This window comes from Flagellimonas sp. (assembly GCF_965233845.1).
Classification (GTDB): Bacteria; Bacteroidota; Bacteroidia; order Flavobacteriales; family Flavobacteriaceae; genus Flagellimonas.
Genome location: NZ_OZ247584.1, coordinates 2,991,400 through 3,008,067, shown reverse-complemented (window position 1 = coordinate 3,008,067; position 16,668 = coordinate 2,991,400). Strand labels below are relative to the sequence as shown.

Below are 16,668 nucleotides of genomic sequence, written 5' to 3'. Positions count from 1 at the left end.
TTGCAATTATAGGTAGCTTTCCAAATTCTCCGTCATTACAATGTCAATGGGGAATAGTTTTTTCTTTGGCACCACATTGTTGTAAAGTAGTTGTTCTGAAAGCAAACTGATGCAAGCATCACCTTGCATCTTTGGGTTTTGGTTCAAAAGGATGTTGATATTACCCTGTTGCAATTGCGCTATATTTTTGGGGACCAAATCATAGCCAATGACTTTAATGTTGGAATTCTCGTTCAGATATGCTGACAGTAGATGGGTCTTAGAGGTGGTGACATAGATTCCAGCGATTTCTGAAAAAATGGATTCCAAACTTTCTGGAAAGTTGTCGGAGCCAAAAGAAACCGCCTCAATTTCCAAGTCCGGATTGCGCTCACTGAAATAGGCCTTAAACCCACTTTCTTTATCCCGCAAATGAATCGCATGGTCGGTATCAACACCAAGATGGGCAATCAGGATTTTCTGCCTGGGCCTATGCTCAATGATATGGTCCATCAGTTGTGCGGCAAGTCTTCCGCTCATTTTATAGTCTTGTCCCACAAAGGTCGTATGGTCGATTTCTTCAATTGGGGTGTTGATTAGCCCAATGGGAATACCCTTCTTTTCAACTTGTGAAAACAGTGCTTTAAGTTCTTCGTAGAATATTGGGGCAATCAAAATCGCACTCGGATCTAACAGCATTGCCTCCTTCAACATTTTTTCAAAACTTTCTTTACTTTTCTGATAGCGGAAATAATTGAGCATGATTCCAAATTGGGTCAATTTTTTTCCTGCTTCCGCTATGCCCTGGGCGCATTGATCCCAATATATATCCTGTTCATTGTGCTTGGGGATAACCACCGCTATGGTAAGGTCTTTATGTCGTTTTAAAGATCGGGCGATCAGATTGGGTTTATAGTCTATTTCTTTCAGAACCTTTTCTACTTTCTCCCTTGCCTTTGCTGAAACATTACCCCTGTTGTTAACTACCCTATCCACAGTACCTCTGGAAACTTGGGCAAGTTTGGCAATATCTTCAAGTGTGTATTTTTTAGGCTGCACGTAAGGATAATTAGTTCTAATGGTAATACCCGATAGGATTTCAAACGGAATTGAACGGCATGTTAGATCCAATCCATCTTTTCCTATCCATGGACCAAAGTAGTGAAGTTATAAACGTTTAGCAATAAATAAAAAAGCAAAATCCATAATAAAAAATTAAGATATTTCATGAAAATTACGTTTCTATTAATAAATACATAATTGTGCTCGTGAACAATATGAGATATATCAAAAAAATGTAGATTTGCTCAGTCTGGTCTTCTCTCGATTAAGAGTAAAATCATAGCTGTAGTGCAAACAACCTTTAACAATCAAGCACCTTAATGGAAATCTCGAACATTGATATCGCCATCGTCCTTGCTTATGTGATAGGAGTGCTGGTGCTCGGATTTTATCTTTCTAAAAGGGCTTCAAAGAATTTAGAGTCCTATTTTTTGGGAGGTAACCAACTTCCCTGGTACTATTTGGGTTTGAGCAACGCATCCGGCATGTTCGATATTTCAGGAACTATGTGGACAGTTGGCATCCTGTTTGTCTATGGGCTTAAAAGTACTTGGTTGCCTTGGCTCTGGCCTGTTTGGAATCAGGTTTTTGTATTTGTTTACTTGGCCATTTGGATGCGACGATCCAATGTAATGACAGGGGCTGAGTGGATCACCTTCCGTTTTGGAGATGGAAAAGGAGCCAAACTGTCGCACATCATCATCGTCATTTTTGCCGTTATCAGTGTTCTTGGATTCATCGCCTACTTTTTTGAGGGAATAGGAAAATATTCCACTTCCATTTTGCCTTGGGATTTGGGCTTTGACTTTTTGGGTTATCACGTTTCGTCTGCAAAAAGCTACGCTTTGTTGATTTGCGGCCTCACTTCCCTCTATACGGTGAAAGGAGGAATGCATAGTGTTGTGGCCACGGAGGTTATGCAATTTGTGATCATGACCATAGCCTGTATTGGGGTTGGGATTATTGCATATAACATGGTGGATGCCGGTCAAATAGAAAAGGTTGTCCCATCTGGCTGGAAGGACTTAATGTTCAGCTGGAACTTGAATCTGGATTGGAGCAATGCTGCCTTTCCGCAGGTGAATTCCAAAATCGCGAAAGATGGCTTTGATCTCTTTGGACTGCTTTTTATTTTGATGGTGCTCAAGGGAATTTTTGCCTCCATTGCAGGCCCTGTGCCTTCCTATGATATGCAACGGATTTTGGCCACAAAGACCCCTGGGGAAGCCGCCAAAATGAGCTTTTTGACCATTTGCGTGCTCTACATTCCCCGTTATTTTATGATTGTTGGTTTCACGGTATTGTCTCTTGTGTATTTAGGTCCTGAGCTTCTGGCAATGGGAGAGAACATCGATTTTGAACAAGTGCTGCCCATGGCCATCAACAAATTCCTTCCTGTAGGCTTAAAGGGTCTTATGTTGGCTGGGTTTTTGGCTGCTTTTATGGGTACTTTCGCTGCTTTTGTGAATGCAGCACCTGCCTATCTGGTCAATGATATCTATAAGAAATATATCAACCCTGGAGCAACGGATAAGCGCTTGGTTAGGTTAAGCATATGGTCTTCCTTGGGCATGGTCATGGTGGGCATTGTTTTTGGATTGAATGCAAGCTCCTTAAATGAACTGATCTTATGGTTAAGTTCTGCCCTGTATGGCGGATACGTGGCTGCCAACGTATTGAAGTGGATTTGGTGGCGTTTTAGTGGAAACGGATATTTCTGGGGTATGCTCTTTGGACTGATAGCGTCCACGGTCAAATTGTTTTTCTTCCCAGAATATGTGGACATTTTTGTATTCCCTATCATATTCCTGTTTTCCTTCTTGGGCTGCATCATTGGAACCTATATGGAGCCGCTTCCAAATCGGGAAAAAGTAAAACAGTTTTACAAGCAGACGAAACCTTGGGGATTTTGGGGCCCCATAAAAAAGGAAGTCATGCAAGAAGACCCGTCCTTTGTTCCCAACATGGATTTTAAACGCGATACATTTAATGTGGTTGTGGGAATCATTTGGCAAATGGCCCAGGTGGTTATCCCTATCTACTTTATGCTTCGTGAAAACACCGAAATGGTCATTTGGTCCGCCATATTGATTTTGACCAGCTATTTGCTCAAAAAATTCTGGTGGGATAACCTTAAGAATATGGACTAGATGGATAGAGGTTTAATGATTAGCGCCACTTTTTTGGATGAAGTAAGCCATGATATTCCACACCAGAATTGGGGCAGAAAGGAATGGGATGCTGATTTTAAGCATATGAAACAAATGGGCATTAATACAGTGGTGCTCATTCGTTGTGGCTATCAAAAATTCCTTGCCTATCCATCCCCATATCTTATAGAAAATAAAGCCTGTTTTACCCCTCCAGTGGATTTGGTCCAACAATTTTTAGAGCTCTCGGAGAAGTATGATATGGACTTCTATTTCGGAACCTATGATGGTGGGGAGTATTGGAAAACGGGAGATATGACCCATGAGATTGAGGTGAATCTTCAAATTATTGAGGAAGCCTTTAAAATGTATGGGCACCATAAGAGTTTCAAAGGATGGTACATAAGTCTGGAATTAAGTAGAAAGACGAAAGGTGCTATTGCGGCCATTGCGCAATTGGGCAAGCACTGCAAAACGGTCAGCAATAATCTTCCGGTTTTGATTTCCCCTTGGATTGACGGTAAAAAAGCCGTAATGTCTTCGGAAGGTTTTACAACCAAAGACAATGCAATCTCCTTGGAGGAACACGCCCAAGAATGGGACGAGATTTTCCAAGGAATTAAAGGAGCGGTGGATATCGTAGCCTTCCAAGATGGTCATGTGGATTATGATGAACTTGAAGAATATTTGGTAGTCAACAAGAAACTGGCTGATACCTATGGAATGCAATCCTGGTCCAATATTGAATCTTTTGATCGGGATATGCCCATTAAATTCCTGCCCATTAAGTTTGAGAAGTTGTTGTTGAAAATACAAGCGGCCCAACGGGCTGGCTGTAAAAAGGCAATTACATTTGAGTTTTCCCATTTTATGAGTCCGCAATCTTCCTACTTGCAGGCAGGTCATTTGTACAATCGATATATGGAGCACTTTGACGATTCCCTTAAAACCAACAAAAGGTAGGTAGTTTGAAAAAATATGCCCAACTATACCGTTCGGAGCTTTTGGAGCAGGTCATTCCATTTTGGGAGCGATTTTCGGTGGATAAGGTAAACGGAGGCTATTTTACCTGTTTGACTCCGGAAGGTACGGTATATGATACGGACAAATTTGTTTGGCTGCAAGCACGACAGGTTTGGATGTTCTCTAAATTGTACAATTCCTTGCACCCTAATGCAAGCTGGAAAACAATGGCCAAAAAGGGCATCGAATTTTTGGAGAAATATGGTAGAGATGAAGGTGGAAATTGGTACTTCTCCCTAGATCAGAAAGGGAGGCCCTTGGTGCAACCTTACAACATTTTTGCGGATTGTTTTGCCGCTATGGCATTTGGTGAATACTACAAAGTGGAGGGAGATGAGGCCTATGCTAAAATTGCTTTTGACACCTTTCAACATATTTTGGCAAGACAACACAACCCCAAGGGGGAATACAACAAAAAATACCCTGGAACCCGAGATCTTCAGGACTTTGCCCTGCCCATGATCCTTTGCAATTTGGCCTTGGAATTGGAACACCTATTGGACGGAAAACAGGTGGAAGAATTAACAGATGCTGTTATTGACCTAATCATGAACCAGTTCTACGATGCCAAAACAGGTCTGGTTTATGAAAAGGTATCATCAACAGGTGAATTTGTAGACAGTTTTGAAGGAAGGTTGATAAACCCCGGACATGCCATCGAGGCCATGTGGTTTGTAATGAATGTTGGTTTAAAAAGAAAGGACCAGCAATTGGTGAACAAAGCGGAGGCAATCATGTATCAACAACTGGAAAACGGCTGGGATGAAACTCATGGAGGTATTTTTTACTTTATGGATTCCAAAGGTCATCCGCCTGAAAAACTGGAATGGGATCAAAAATTATGGTGGGTACATCTGGAAACTTTGGTGGCATTGGCCAAGACGTACGCCTTTAACCAAAGTCCCAAGGCCGAAGCTTGGTTTCAAAAAGTGCATGATTATACCTGGAATCATTTTAGGGATCCGGTTAACGGAGGGGAATGGTATGGTTATTTGAATCGCACGGGAGAACTTTTGTTACGTTTAAAAGGAGGCAAATGGAAAGGTTGTTTTCATGTGCCCCGTGCTTTGTATGAGATTTCAAAAGCATTGGATCGGTAAGCTCAATATCAATGAAAACACTAAGCTGTAGAAAACATCTAATACTATTCATCGCGGTACTGACTTTTGGCCTTGGTTTTTCGCAATCACGAAAAGGGGTATGGCTTACCGATGTGGCAAGCACGGCACTGGATTCCAAAGCAAGCATTCAAGAGGCCGTCTCCAGATGTAAGGCCATAGGATTGGAACACATCTATGTAGTGGTATGGAATCGGGGATATACGATATACCCCAGTGAGGTAATGGAAGAACAATTTGGAATCAAGGTAGCTCCTAGGTTTTCAAAATTTGATGTGCTACGGGCCCTAATAGATGAAGCACACAAGGAAGGTTTGCAAGTACACGCCTGGTTTGAGTTTGGATTCTCTTCCAGTTATCAAGAGGAAGATGGGGGACACATCCTGCGGAAAAAACCAGAATGGAAAGCCATCGATGTGGATGGAAATCTGGTATCCAAAAATGGATTTCAATGGATGAACGCGTTTGATCCAGAAGTTCAGGATTTTTTATTGTCCTTGATTGTTGAGGTGGTTAAAAAATATGATATCGATGGAGTGCAAGGGGATGATAGACTTCCGGCCAACCCTTCCACCTCGGGTTATGATACCTATACTGTCTCGGAATATAAAAAGGAACACAACAATCAGCTCCCTCCCAAAGACTACAGGGATAGCTCTTGGGTTGATTGGCGAGCGAAGAGACTAAACCTATTTGCTGAGAAGATTTATAAAACGGTCAAAGACATCAATTCGGATGTCCAAGTGACCATGGCTCCAAGTATTTTTCCATGGAGCAAGGAGGAATACCTTCAAGATTGGCCAACCTGGGTGCAAAATGGATGGGTAGATCAAATTATCCCGCAGGTTTATCGATACAATAGGAAAGCATATCGTTCAACACTGGAAGCTAACTTAGAGTTTATGCCCAAGGACAAAAAGAACCTATTTGTGCCTGGGGTGTTATTAAAAGTTGGGGATTATTCACCTTCCAAGCGATTTTTAAAAAGAATGATTAAAACCAATAGAGATATGGGTTTGCAGGGTGAAGTATTCTTTTTTTATGAAGGCTTAAAGGACCATGACGCTTTCTTCAAATCAGTATATCCAAAATTGTAGATCGAATGAAAAAAATCATTGGACTTATCGTTTTTAGCATGGCTTTTGTTCTCGCCAATGCACAAAAGGAAGTAGATATAGTTATTGTCGGTGGAGGAGCTGGAGGCACGTCCGCCGGAATCCAAGCAGCACGTATGGGTGCCAAGGTTCAGATTATTGAAAAAACCTCGTGGTTAGGGGGGATGCTCACCTCTGCGGGAGTTTCGGCAATAGACGGAAATCACAAAATGCCATCGGGGATTTGGGGCGAATTCCGCCAAAAACTATATGATTATTATGGAGGACCCAAGGCTGTTGCTACGGGATGGGTCAGTCACACTCTTTTTGAACCCTCCGTAGGGAAGTCGATTTTAACAGAAATGGCCAACCTTGACAATCTAGAAATTGAGTACAAGGCCAGCTTTGATCGTATCGAAAAAATGGAAGACAAGTGGCTGGTGCGGTATAAAAAGAAGGGCAAATCATTTTCGACCAAGGCTTCCATTCTAATTGATGCTACCGAAACGGGGGAACTGCTGCCCTTGGTTGGGGCCAATTTTCGTTTGGGAATGGATTCCAAAGCGGATACTGGGGAAAAGGAAGCACCTGAAAATGCCAATTCCATAGTACAGGATTTAACCTATGTAGCCATCCTAAAGGATGTTGGGGATGAAAAAAATCGCAGAGGCCTTGTAAAAAAACCAAAAAACTACAACGCTGATGCCTATACCTGTGCCTGCAAACGAGAGGGAGGTGAAATGTTTGGCTCCGTAGCGGATTGTGATCAAATGTTGACCTATGGGAAATTGCCGAATGACAAATACATGATCAACTGGCCCAATTGTGGGAACGACTTTTTTGTGGATTGGCAGGAAATGACCCAAGACCAGCAAGAAGAAGCATTGAAGCAGGCAAAGGATTTTACCCAAGGGTTTGTGTACTATATCCAAAATGAATTGGGCTACAAAAATTTAAGATTGGCCAATGAATTTCCCACTAAAGACAATTTCCCAATGATTCCGTACCACAGAGAGGGGAGAAGGGCCAAGGGAAAAACCTTTTTGGTCGTGGATCATTTGGAGCGCCCCTATGATTTTAAACTGTATAGAACTGGCGTGGCTGTTGGGGATTACCCTATTGACCATCATCATGATAAGAATCCAGATGCTCCAAAAATCGAATTCATCAACATCAAGGTTCCGTCGTACTCCATTCCCATGGGCAGTTTGGTTCCGGAACAGGTAGATAACTTTTTGGTTTCTGATAAGAACATCAGTGTGTCCAACATAGTCAATGGAACCACTCGGTTGCAACCTGTGGTCTTGGGTATTGGACAGGCTGCAGGAACCATTGCGGCCATAGCGGTAAAAAAGCAAACAACTACAGCGGATGTCTCCATTAGGCAAGTACAGCAAGCACTATTGGAGACCAAAGCCTATATCATGCCGTATGTTGATGTTGCACCAGATGATAACGCCTTTGGAGCCATACAGCGAATAGGAGCTACAGGGATTCTCAAGGGATTTGGGATACCTTACAAATGGGCCAACGAGACCTGGTTTTATCCTGAAAGGATTGTCTCGGAATTTGAGTTGAAAAATGGCCTGTTGCCCCTATATCCGAAGTTAAAGAATGAACATGCTTCTGGAGCAGGTGTTACCCCGCTGTTCCTGGCAACAACCTTAAACAAGGTTAATAAAGGAATCACCTTGGATGCCATTAAGGAAATTTGGGATTCAGAAGGCATTGAAATCCCATTTTCCATATCTACACAACTTGACCGACGTACAGTTAGTGTTCTGGTGGACAAGATGTTAAATCCCTTTGGGATTGAGGTGGATTTTCACGGAAATTTCAGATAAAAAAAGTCTTTATTGAGACTTTTTCTTGCCTAAAATTGTTGCAATTGCACGTATATTTACCCTTGCAAATAAAAAGAAAAGATAAGCGAGCAATGCAGATTACCAATACCATTTTAATGGTTCGTCCGGCCACCTTTCGCTCCAATGAGGAAACGGCCGTGAACAATTATTATCAAAAGTCCAACGTAGATTTAAGCGAAGCCGAGCTTTTGGAAAAAGCCCAGTCTGAGTTTGATGCTTTTGTCGAAAAACTAAGGGACAAAGGCGTCAATGTTGTAGTGGTCAATGCAGTGGAAGCCGATGATACTCCGGATGCCCATTTCCCCAACAATTGGATATCCTTTCATGCTAATGGTACAACCGCGTTGTATCCCATGTTTGCTGAAAATAGGAGAAGGGAACGTAGGGAAGCCGTTTTGGAAACCTTGGAAGAAAAAGGATTTGCCATTGAAAATGTAGTGGACTATTCCTCAGCAGAGGCTGAAAATCTTTTTTTGGAGGGCACCGGCAGTATTTTAATGGATCGAGTGAACAAAAAAGCGTATTGCGCCTTGTCCCCACGCGCGAATGAGGAGCTTTTTATCGAATTCTGTGAGGACTTTGAGTATACCCCGGTAATCTTTACCGCCAACCAGACCGTGAATGGGGAACGTATGGCCATTTACCATACCAATGTGATGATGGCTTTGGGAGAAGATTTGGCCGTAATCTGTTTGGATAGCATAGATGACAAAAAAGAGCGCAAAAATGTGGTGAACCATTTAAAGGCAGATGGGAAGGAAATTGTTGCCATCACGGAGGAGCAGGTAACCCATTTTGCAGGGAATATGCTTCAGGTTAAAGGAGCTGATAACCAATCCTATATGGTCATGAGTGCGGATGCCTACCAAAGTTTAACACCATCTCAGCTTAAGACCATAGAAAAGCGTGGACCCATTATCTATAGTGATTTGCATTGGATTGAAACCTGTGGAGGTGGCTCGGCCCGTTGTATGATGGCTGAGGTTTTTTTGCCTAAAAGTTAAGACGGTCAGATAACAGTTCATTTCGTATCTTGATTGAGCTCTAATATAAGCCAGGGTTCAATATGGAAAGTCCAAGTAAACTTAGCACAGCATTACTGGTTTTAGGGGCGTCTCTATGTATTGGATGCACCAACCCAAAAGGTATTGTCAAGTTTGAACCGGGTAACATTTCGACAAAAGCCGTTGAGTATTCCTGTACATTTTCTTCAGACGACACGGAAATCTATTTTGCCAGAAGTGAACAAGCATGGGGCAGTGGGGATATAAAAAGTACCATTTACCATGCTAAAAAGAAAAATGGCAAATGGTCTACTCCTAAAGTAGCTTCATTTTCAGGAACCCATGACGACAGTGACCCGCACTTGACCATAGATGGCAATACGCTGTATTTTATTTCCAATAGGCCATCAGCTAACGCAACTAGATCTGCGGACATTTGGAGTGTGGCTAGAAATGAAAAAGGTGCATGGGGAACCCCCATGATTTTACCCTATCCCATAAATTCTGAAAAAACGGAATACAGCCCGCGAACAGATGGGGAAGGCAACCTCTTTTTTGCCTCGGACCGACCTGGAGGTTATGGCCAGGGAGATTTATATGTGTCCAAATTGAAAGATGGGGAGTTACAACCACCGATGAACATGGGAAATACCCTTAACTCGTCCTTTGGCGAATGGAACTTAGAGGTCAATGACAAAGGCAACCTGATTATTTTTGAGGCTTCCCAGCGGGAGACCAACGTTTCGCCCTATGGTGACCTCTATATTAGTTTTAAGCAGGACAACGCTTGGACACAACCTCAAAATATGGTAGAACTGAACACTTCCGGTAGTGACCTTTATCCTTATTTGACCAAAGATGGCAAATATCTATATTACACAAGCAGTGATAGCTTAAAAGGGAAAAGTACCCATATTTATGTTACTGAGTTTAGGAAGTTGCGCTGGAAGTATGAACAGCAGTCCAACAACTTAAAGGATTGAAGAAGATCTAAAAAGGGCCGCATTGCGACCCTTTCATTAAAATCTAGGCAGGGTTTATGGAACTTCTACCTCAAAATCACTTTCACTTTGGGTGCTTTGCCCATCCACATCTACATTGATGGGTCCCGTTTCACAGCCATCAGGAACAGTCACGGTGATACTGGTATCTGAAAAATCTGAAATGACAGCTGCTGTACCATTGAAATCCACGGTGAGCGTGCCATGGGAGAAACCAGAACCGGTAATGGTAACTTCCGTACCAGGGGTTCCCTGCATGGGTTCTATGGTTTCTATTACTGGAGGAGGAATAACAATAAAGTTTTGTTCGCTAGTGGCGATTTGACCACCTATGTTCACCTCTATTGGCCCAGTGGTTGCTTCCATGGGTACGGTAACCTCAATTTGCGCATCTGTGGAAGATGTGACTTCGGCTTCTACACCATTGAATGAAACTGCAATGGTTCCTTGATCAAATTCGGTACCTGTAATAGTTATCTTGGCACCTATTGGCCCTTCAAGAGGGTCAATTTGTGTTATGGTTGGAGGAGGGATCACTAAAAAATCTTTGTCACTAACGATGGACTGTCCAGGAGTGGAAAGCGTAATTGGCCCGTCCATAACATTCTCTGGAACTACCACCTCGATTTGGTCATCAGTAATACTTTGGATACTTGCTTGAAGGTCACTGAAATAGATGGATAGGGGTACTGCGGAAAGAAAGTTACCGCCACTTAAGGTAACGGTCTGTCCAGCAAAACTTTCAGCAGGTTCGAAACCGGAAAAGGATAGTTCCTTGCCAAAATAATAGGAACTTGTTCCTGTTATATCATCAACTCTTACTGTAATAAAGCCATGCACATCTCCTTCAGGGACAACAACTTTTAAGCCGTCGTCCGTAATTTCCGTAACTGTGGCTTCAATTCCATTGAATTTTACCAAATTTTCTTCTGGAGTGGCACCAAAGTTCTTTCCATATATAGTGACCGTTGTTCCGGTACTACCAAATCCAGGATCAAATTTTTTGATTTTCGGTTCTGGGGTCTCAATAACCGTGAAGTCTTTTGTGGAGAAGCTGATGTTGTTGTCGGAAATCAGGCTAATACGACCAGACTGTGCATTTTCAGGAACAACAACTTCAATTCCGTTTTCGGACACAGCATTTATTTTAGCAACAATACCTTCAAATTTCACCGTGATTTCCTCAGCTGATATTTCATAGTTTCCACCACTAATGTTAACAGTGGTCTTGCCAGCTTTTCCTTCAGACGGACTGAAACCGGAGATGTAAGGTAAATTGACTGCAGCAGTGTCCTTGGGGGATTCATCTTGACAGGACAAAATCAAAAGGCCTATAAATAATAGGCACAAGCAAAGTGGGGTTTTCTTTCCCATAACTTAAGAATTTAAAATTTGGGATAAAGAAAGTGTGGTGATTTGTAAATGGAGGGTACTAATTGATGGATGACCGTTTTGGGTTGACGGATCTACGAAATGCCATGCTTTTTGACATATACATCAAGCCAGCAGGGTGGAAATTTACTCCTCCTTAACCGTAAACTCCCTGATGGCCCTATTTGGTTCCATAATGGTATAGCCCTTCCAAAACTCTGGATTATAGGCCGATAAGTAAGTGGCCTTTACGGTTTCATCCTCTTCCAAGGCTTCAAAATCAGTTTTGGAGACGGTATCGGAATCATAGACCACCAATTCGTATTTTTCGGTGTTGTAATTGACCAGGTCAAGAGCCAGGGAGAGTTCGTTCTGTTTTCTTCGGCCTTTAACGTGTTTGTTCTTCTCAATCACTTTTAGCGGTCTGTCCACTCCCATTTTGCGTCCAAAAGTGAAATTCATGAACTTGAGCTGGTATTTGTCTCCATCAAACTTGGAAAAAACCGTGCTACCAAAATATTTGAGTTCTTGATAGCTAAAACCCAATAACTTAATGCTGCGTATGGTCTTTACATTTTCATAGTCCATACGCATAATGGCAAAATCCTCAATGTTCACAAAAAGCTTCCCTTGAAAATCAGCACTTCGCTTCGGGGCAAAGCCCACTACGTAAACTCCTTGGTTATCCAACTCGGAATAGCCCAAAAGTTCATACTCATAACGGTTCAATTTTTTAACCACATCCAATTTGGACTTTCCAAAAAACTGCTCGGTGATTTCGCTCAAAATATGCTTGCGGTTACCCAAAAAGTAGTTTTTTTCTGGTTTTTTGAGTTCCTCTTGGATTTCAGCGGCCTCGTCCTCATTTTCCAGAATGGAATCCACCGGCACTTTTTCCCCAAAAATCCCTGATTTGATCTTCAAATAAGAATTCGGTTTTACATTGGCTCTAAAAATGGCTTCCATTTTATCTGATAGAGCTTCCATGGATCCCTCATTGCTTTTGTCATACAATTCGGCGGCCTTTATGATTTCCAGTTTGTTTTCCTCCCCGTTTTTATAGTAATCGCCCAAAGTTTCGGTATAATAGGCCGAGTTTCTTGGGAGAATGGACACGATGCTGTCTATCAAATGCTTGTCCAGTTCCGCAATCGTGGATTTTTTGAATTCGATGTCCATTTTCTGAAGCGTGTTAAAACTGGACTGCCTCAAAAAGAAACGCTGTTTTAAGGGCTTCTTGTTGTAATTGGTGGGTAGTCGTTCTTCTACACGTTCCATAATTTCATCAACGGTCAATTCCTTATCAAAGAGATAGACCCCTGTGAGTTCTATGGCCTTGGGAGAGATGGCAATGATACTGTCTTGCAGTTGTTGCAAGCTAAAGCCCTTTTTCTGATAACCCATGGAGGAGATATAAATGGAATCAGGGGCGATGGTTTCGTCCAAAATAAAGCTGAAACGACCCTCTTCATTGGTAATCACACCCTGATGTTCCCCGTATTGGACAGTGGCGTAGGGAATTCCCTTCTGGGTTTTGGTGTCAACAAGTCGGGAACTCACAGTCTGGGCCATGCCTGAAAAAACTAGAGTTATGAAGAAGGAAAGTGCGAGTGCAACTTTGGATTGAGTCATGGGTTTGAGTTTGATGTCATAATATAGACAACCATTAAGGCAAAAAGGTTGCATCTATTTTAAGACGAATTACAGGGGAAGATGTAACAAGGATTGTTCCAGATAAGACATCTCGACTGCGCTCGATGTGACTGTTTAATCCCATTATCATTTATATGGACATGTATTTTGCAATTTGCACAAATGTTTTTTGCATTCCCTCCCTTTTTATTGAATAAAGAAGTTTTTATAGGTCTTCAATGGAAGTTGGGGTGTTGTCCGCTTTATGGTCCAACAGTTTTTTAAAAAATTTCTGGACAGCCTTGGTGTCAGATTTGACCTTGATGAAATAATGGTCTTTGTAGATCGAATAAACTGCCAAATCCCCCTTGTATATTTTGAGCTTGTAATACGGGATGATCAACCCATAGGTTTCCAAGAGGGATCGGAAGCGGACAATGATGCCTTTGGGACGAATCTCAATGTTGCAGGTATTCAAATTGTTGTCCAGAATCAGCAGGTTTTGGATTTCCATACTGGTTTCAGTAATAAAAAGTTTAGGGGAACCAATGCCACCCAATGCCCATCGCTCTTTTAATGAAAAGGGCTTCCCAACTGCGGTATCAATCTTTTGTGTTCTGGATTTGTCGTTGTAGGAGACGTTCAAAAGCATCTTTAAAATTAACCAAAATCGTTGGGTTTGTTAGGAGCAAAGCCCATTATTCTTGGTGGAAACGTACAAAAAATATGTAGTTTTGCTGGCTGAAAAGCCCAGATACATGAGTTTGCAAAAAGTTATTTCACAAAGTGTGATCAAAGCGGTGGGGGAGTTGTACCAAGTGGAACTACCAACCGTTGAATTTCAACCTACCCGAAAAGATTTTGAAGGAGATATTACCGTGGTTGTTTTTCCCATGTTACGCTTTGTAAAAGGCAACCCTGTTGAAATTGGGAACAAGATTGGCGAATATCTGCAGGAACATGTCAATGAGGTGGCCAAATTCAACGTGGTCAAGGGTTTTTTGAATCTTGTGGTCGAAGACGGTTATTATCTTGACTTTTTCAATTCCATAGTAGACCAAAAGGACTATGGATATGTAAAAACAGCATCAGAAGATGCCGTGATGGTGGAATATTCTTCCCCCAACACCAATAAGCCTTTGCATTTGGGCCACATCCGAAACAATCTACTTGGATATTCGGTTTCGGAAATTTTAAAGGCCGCCGGAAAGAAAGTGTACAAGACCCAGATCATCAATGATCGTGGAATCCATATCTGCAAAAGCATGCTGGCCTGGCAGAAGTTTGGTGATGGTGAAACCCCAGAGTCATCAGGATTAAAGGGGGATCATTTGGTGGGGAAATATTATGTAGCCTTTGATCAGGCCTATAAAGCCCAGATTGCCGAGTTGGTAAATAAAGGAACTTCCAAAGAACAAGCTGATAAGGAAGCACCCATTTTGTTGGACGCCCAAGAAATGCTTCGGAAATGGGAATCAGGGGATGCTGATACCGTTGCGCTATGGAAAAAAATGAATGGCTGGGTTTATGATGGGTTTGATATAACCTATAAAAATCTTGGAGTTGATTTTGACACCTTGTACTATGAAAGTGATACCTATCTTTTGGGCAGGGATGTGGTAAAGGATGGTTTGGAGCGTGGCGTTTTCTTTAAAAAAGAAGATGGAAGTGTTTGGATAGATCTTACCGATGAAGGTTTGGATGAGAAGATTGTACTACGATCAGACGGCACAGCAGTGTATATGACCCAGGATATTGGTACGGCCATTCAACGGGTAACCGATTTTCCGGACATCAAAGGGTTGGTTTACACGGTTGGCAACGAGCAGGACTATCACTTTAGGGTACTTTTCCTTATCCTTAAAAAATTGGGGTACCAGTGGGCACAGCAATTGTACCACTTGAGCTACGGAATGGTGGATCTACCCAGTGGAAAGATGAAGAGTAGGGAAGGCACCGTGGTGGATGCGGACGACTTGATCAGCAGTATGGAGGAAACCGCAGAGGAGATCTCCAAAGAGTTGGGCAAATTGGACGGTTACTCCGAAGAAGAGAGAAAAAAGCTGTACCGCACAATTGGACTTGGGGCACTTAAATATTATATTCTAAAGGTGGATCCCAAAAAACGAATCCTGTTTAACCCGGAAGAGTCGGTGGATTTTCAAGGGAATACCGGGCCGTTTATTCAATACACCTATGCTCGGATCCAATCGATTTTGCGGAAAGCGGAAGATGTCGGGTCGAGCGCAGTCGAGACCTCTTTGGGCTTGCACGAAAAGGAGAAGGAATTACTCAAACAAATTCAGCTGTTTCCGGAAACGGTACAATTGGCAGCGGAAAATTATAGTCCGGCATTAATTGCCAATTATACATACGACCTCGTAAAGGAGTTCAACTCCTTCTATCAGCAGGTTTCCATTTTGGGAGAACCTGACGAAAACAAAAAGCATTTTAGGGTACTGTTGTCCAGCAAAGTAGGGGAGGTCATCCAGTCGGCCTTTAGGCTTTTGGGGATAGATGTTCCCGAACGGATGTAATGGATGGACTAGGGCTTACACCAACACAAAAAGAAATCGCTGCATTGGTTTTGGCGGTTGGTTTGCTGTATGTTTTTGCCCGGGTAGGTTATCAGCAATTTTTTGGTGAACGATTCACTTTTTACAATGTACTTCATCCTGTTCGACGGATTACGGCGCGGGAACGAAATTTCATCAGTAGTTTTCTATTGCCCTATCGACAATATAATGATAAGGAACGCAAGACCTTTTTAAAACGCTTTGCCTGGTTTAAATCCAAAAAACCCTTTGTCTTCTATGGCGATATAGAGAACAAGGAGGAAATTAAGGCGTATGTATCTGCCTCGGCCATTTTGTTGACCATGGGAATGAACGATTTTAGGTTTGAGAGGTCTATTTCAAGAATTATCATTTATCCAGATAAATATTACTCCAGAATTGGGAAAAGTCATCATATTGGAGAATACAATCCAAACTTGAGAATCTTGGTTTTTTCTGCGGAGGACTTGGCCAAGGGATTTCGTATACCCAATGACAACAGGAATCTTGGCATTCATGAAGTGGCGCATGCCTTGATGTTCGAAACCAGAAAAAAAGCTTCCTGGGAAGCTCGGAGGTTCAAGGTGGGTTTGATACAAATCAAAAACATATTTGAATCTAGGGAGTTTCAAGACAAGCTATCAAACACGGACTACTTTAGAGACTATGGTATGACCAACTTCTATGAATTCTTTGCCGTAATGGCGGAGAATTTTGTGGAAAGCCCAAAGCAATTTAAATCCGAGTTTGCTGAGTTATACGATACCGTTAAAAGGATGTTCAATATGGAATTGATTTGACATATATGAGACTG

13 protein-coding genes are annotated in these 16,668 nt (G+C 42.2%); 9 read left to right on the top strand and 4 right to left on the bottom strand.

The window, feature by feature from the left end; all coding sequences use genetic code 11:
- Nucleotides 1–6: 6 nt before the first annotated feature.
- Nucleotides 7–1,038: a substrate-binding domain-containing protein gene (locus tag ACO6S0_RS13395; protein ID WP_422348865.1), complete on the bottom strand. Its 1,032-nt coding sequence runs from the start codon at nucleotides 1,036–1,038 to the stop codon at nucleotides 7–9.
- Between the two features lie 323 nt (nucleotides 1,039–1,361).
- Here ACO6S0_RS13395 and ACO6S0_RS13390 point away from each other — a divergent pair, with 323 nt between their 5' ends.
- The 7 genes from ACO6S0_RS13390 to ACO6S0_RS13360 all read left to right on the top strand — a co-directional run bounded on the left by ACO6S0_RS13390 (nucleotide 1,362) and on the right by ACO6S0_RS13360 (nucleotide 10,278).
- Nucleotides 1,362–3,191: a sodium:solute symporter family protein gene (locus ACO6S0_RS13390; protein WP_422348864.1), complete on the top strand. Its 1,830-nt coding sequence runs from the start codon at nucleotides 1,362–1,364 to the stop codon at nucleotides 3,189–3,191.
- A complete protein-coding gene (locus ACO6S0_RS13385; RefSeq protein WP_422348863.1) occupies nucleotides 3,192–4,154 on the top strand; it encodes a DUF4434 domain-containing protein in 963 nt (320 codons plus the stop codon). It abuts the gene before it with no gap.
- A gap of 5 nt (nucleotides 4,155–4,159) precedes the next feature.
- A complete protein-coding gene (locus ACO6S0_RS13380; RefSeq protein ID WP_422348862.1) occupies nucleotides 4,160–5,314 on the top strand; it encodes an AGE family epimerase/isomerase in 1,155 nt (384 codons plus the stop codon).
- An 11-nt stretch (nucleotides 5,315–5,325) separates the two neighbouring features.
- The gene (locus ACO6S0_RS13375; RefSeq protein ID WP_422348861.1) at nucleotides 5,326–6,429 is read left to right on the top strand and encodes a glycoside hydrolase family 10 protein; all 1,104 of its coding nucleotides are present in this window, start codon (nucleotides 5,326–5,328) and stop codon (nucleotides 6,427–6,429) included.
- A 5-nt stretch (nucleotides 6,430–6,434) separates the two neighbouring features.
- Entirely contained in the window at nucleotides 6,435–8,270 is a 1,836-nt protein-coding gene (locus tag ACO6S0_RS13370) for an FAD-dependent oxidoreductase (RefSeq protein WP_422348860.1), read from the top strand.
- Nucleotides 8,271–8,362: 92 nt separating this feature from the next.
- Complete coding sequence (ctlX, locus tag ACO6S0_RS13365; protein ID WP_422348859.1) at nucleotides 8,363–9,295, top strand: citrulline utilization hydrolase CtlX; 933 nt, start codon at nucleotides 8,363–8,365, stop codon at nucleotides 9,293–9,295.
- 62 nt (nucleotides 9,296–9,357) lie between these two features.
- A complete protein-coding gene (locus ACO6S0_RS13360) occupies nucleotides 9,358–10,278 on the top strand; it encodes a hypothetical protein (RefSeq protein ID WP_422348858.1) in 921 nt (306 codons plus the stop codon).
- A 54-nt stretch (nucleotides 10,279–10,332) separates the two neighbouring features.
- Here ACO6S0_RS13360 and ACO6S0_RS13355 read toward each other — a convergent pair whose 3' ends face one another.
- From ACO6S0_RS13355 to ACO6S0_RS13345, 3 genes are all read right to left on the bottom strand, one after another.
- Nucleotides 10,333–11,670 carry an IPT/TIG domain-containing protein gene (locus tag ACO6S0_RS13355; RefSeq protein ID WP_422348857.1) on the bottom strand — a complete coding sequence of 446 codons (1,338 nt, stop codon included), beginning with the start codon at nucleotides 11,668–11,670 and terminating at the stop codon, nucleotides 10,333–10,335.
- 144 nt (nucleotides 11,671–11,814) lie between these two features.
- A complete protein-coding gene (locus ACO6S0_RS13350; RefSeq protein ID WP_422348856.1) occupies nucleotides 11,815–13,299 on the bottom strand; it encodes a carboxypeptidase-like regulatory domain-containing protein in 1,485 nt (494 codons plus the stop codon).
- Nucleotides 13,300–13,525: 226 nt separating this feature from the next.
- The gene (locus tag ACO6S0_RS13345) at nucleotides 13,526–13,951 is read right to left on the bottom strand and encodes a hypothetical protein (RefSeq protein WP_422348855.1); all 426 of its coding nucleotides are present in this window, start codon (nucleotides 13,949–13,951) and stop codon (nucleotides 13,526–13,528) included.
- 106 nt (nucleotides 13,952–14,057) lie between these two features.
- Here ACO6S0_RS13345 and argS point away from each other — a divergent pair, with 106 nt between their 5' ends.
- Nucleotides 14,058–15,836: an arginine--tRNA ligase gene (argS, locus tag ACO6S0_RS13340; protein WP_422348854.1), complete on the top strand. Its 1,779-nt coding sequence runs from the start codon at nucleotides 14,058–14,060 to the stop codon at nucleotides 15,834–15,836.
- Nucleotides 15,836–16,654, top strand: coding sequence for a zinc-dependent peptidase (locus tag ACO6S0_RS13335; protein WP_422348853.1), 819 nt, complete (start codon nucleotides 15,836–15,838; stop codon nucleotides 16,652–16,654). Before argS ends, ACO6S0_RS13335 begins: the two co-directional genes overlap by 1 nt.
- The last annotated feature ends 14 nt before the right edge of the window (nucleotides 16,655–16,668 follow it).

Coding starts and splice junctions, on each gene's coding strand:
- ACO6S0_RS13350 (WP_422348856.1), bottom strand. CDS start 13,299: ATGACTCAATCCAAAGTTGCACTCGCACTTTCCTTCTTCATAACTCTA.
- ctlX (WP_422348859.1), top strand. CDS start 8,363: ATGCAGATTACCAATACCATTTTAATGGTTCGTCCGGCCACCTTTCGC.
- ACO6S0_RS13375 (WP_422348861.1), top strand. CDS start 5,326: ATGAAAACACTAAGCTGTAGAAAACATCTAATACTATTCATCGCGGTA.
- argS (WP_422348854.1), top strand. CDS start 14,058: ATGAGTTTGCAAAAAGTTATTTCACAAAGTGTGATCAAAGCGGTGGGG.
- ACO6S0_RS13355 (WP_422348857.1), bottom strand. CDS start 11,670: ATGGGAAAGAAAACCCCACTTTGCTTGTGCCTATTATTTATAGGCCTT.
- ACO6S0_RS13385 (WP_422348863.1), top strand. CDS start 3,192: ATGGATAGAGGTTTAATGATTAGCGCCACTTTTTTGGATGAAGTAAGC.
- ACO6S0_RS13335 (WP_422348853.1), top strand. CDS start 15,836: ATGGATGGACTAGGGCTTACACCAACACAAAAAGAAATCGCTGCATTG.
- ACO6S0_RS13360 (WP_422348858.1), top strand. CDS start 9,358: ATGGAAAGTCCAAGTAAACTTAGCACAGCATTACTGGTTTTAGGGGCG.
- ACO6S0_RS13345 (WP_422348855.1), bottom strand. CDS start 13,951: ATGCTTTTGAACGTCTCCTACAACGACAAATCCAGAACACAAAAGATT.
- ACO6S0_RS13390 (WP_422348864.1), top strand. CDS start 1,362: ATGGAAATCTCGAACATTGATATCGCCATCGTCCTTGCTTATGTGATA.
- ACO6S0_RS13370 (WP_422348860.1), top strand. CDS start 6,435: ATGAAAAAAATCATTGGACTTATCGTTTTTAGCATGGCTTTTGTTCTC.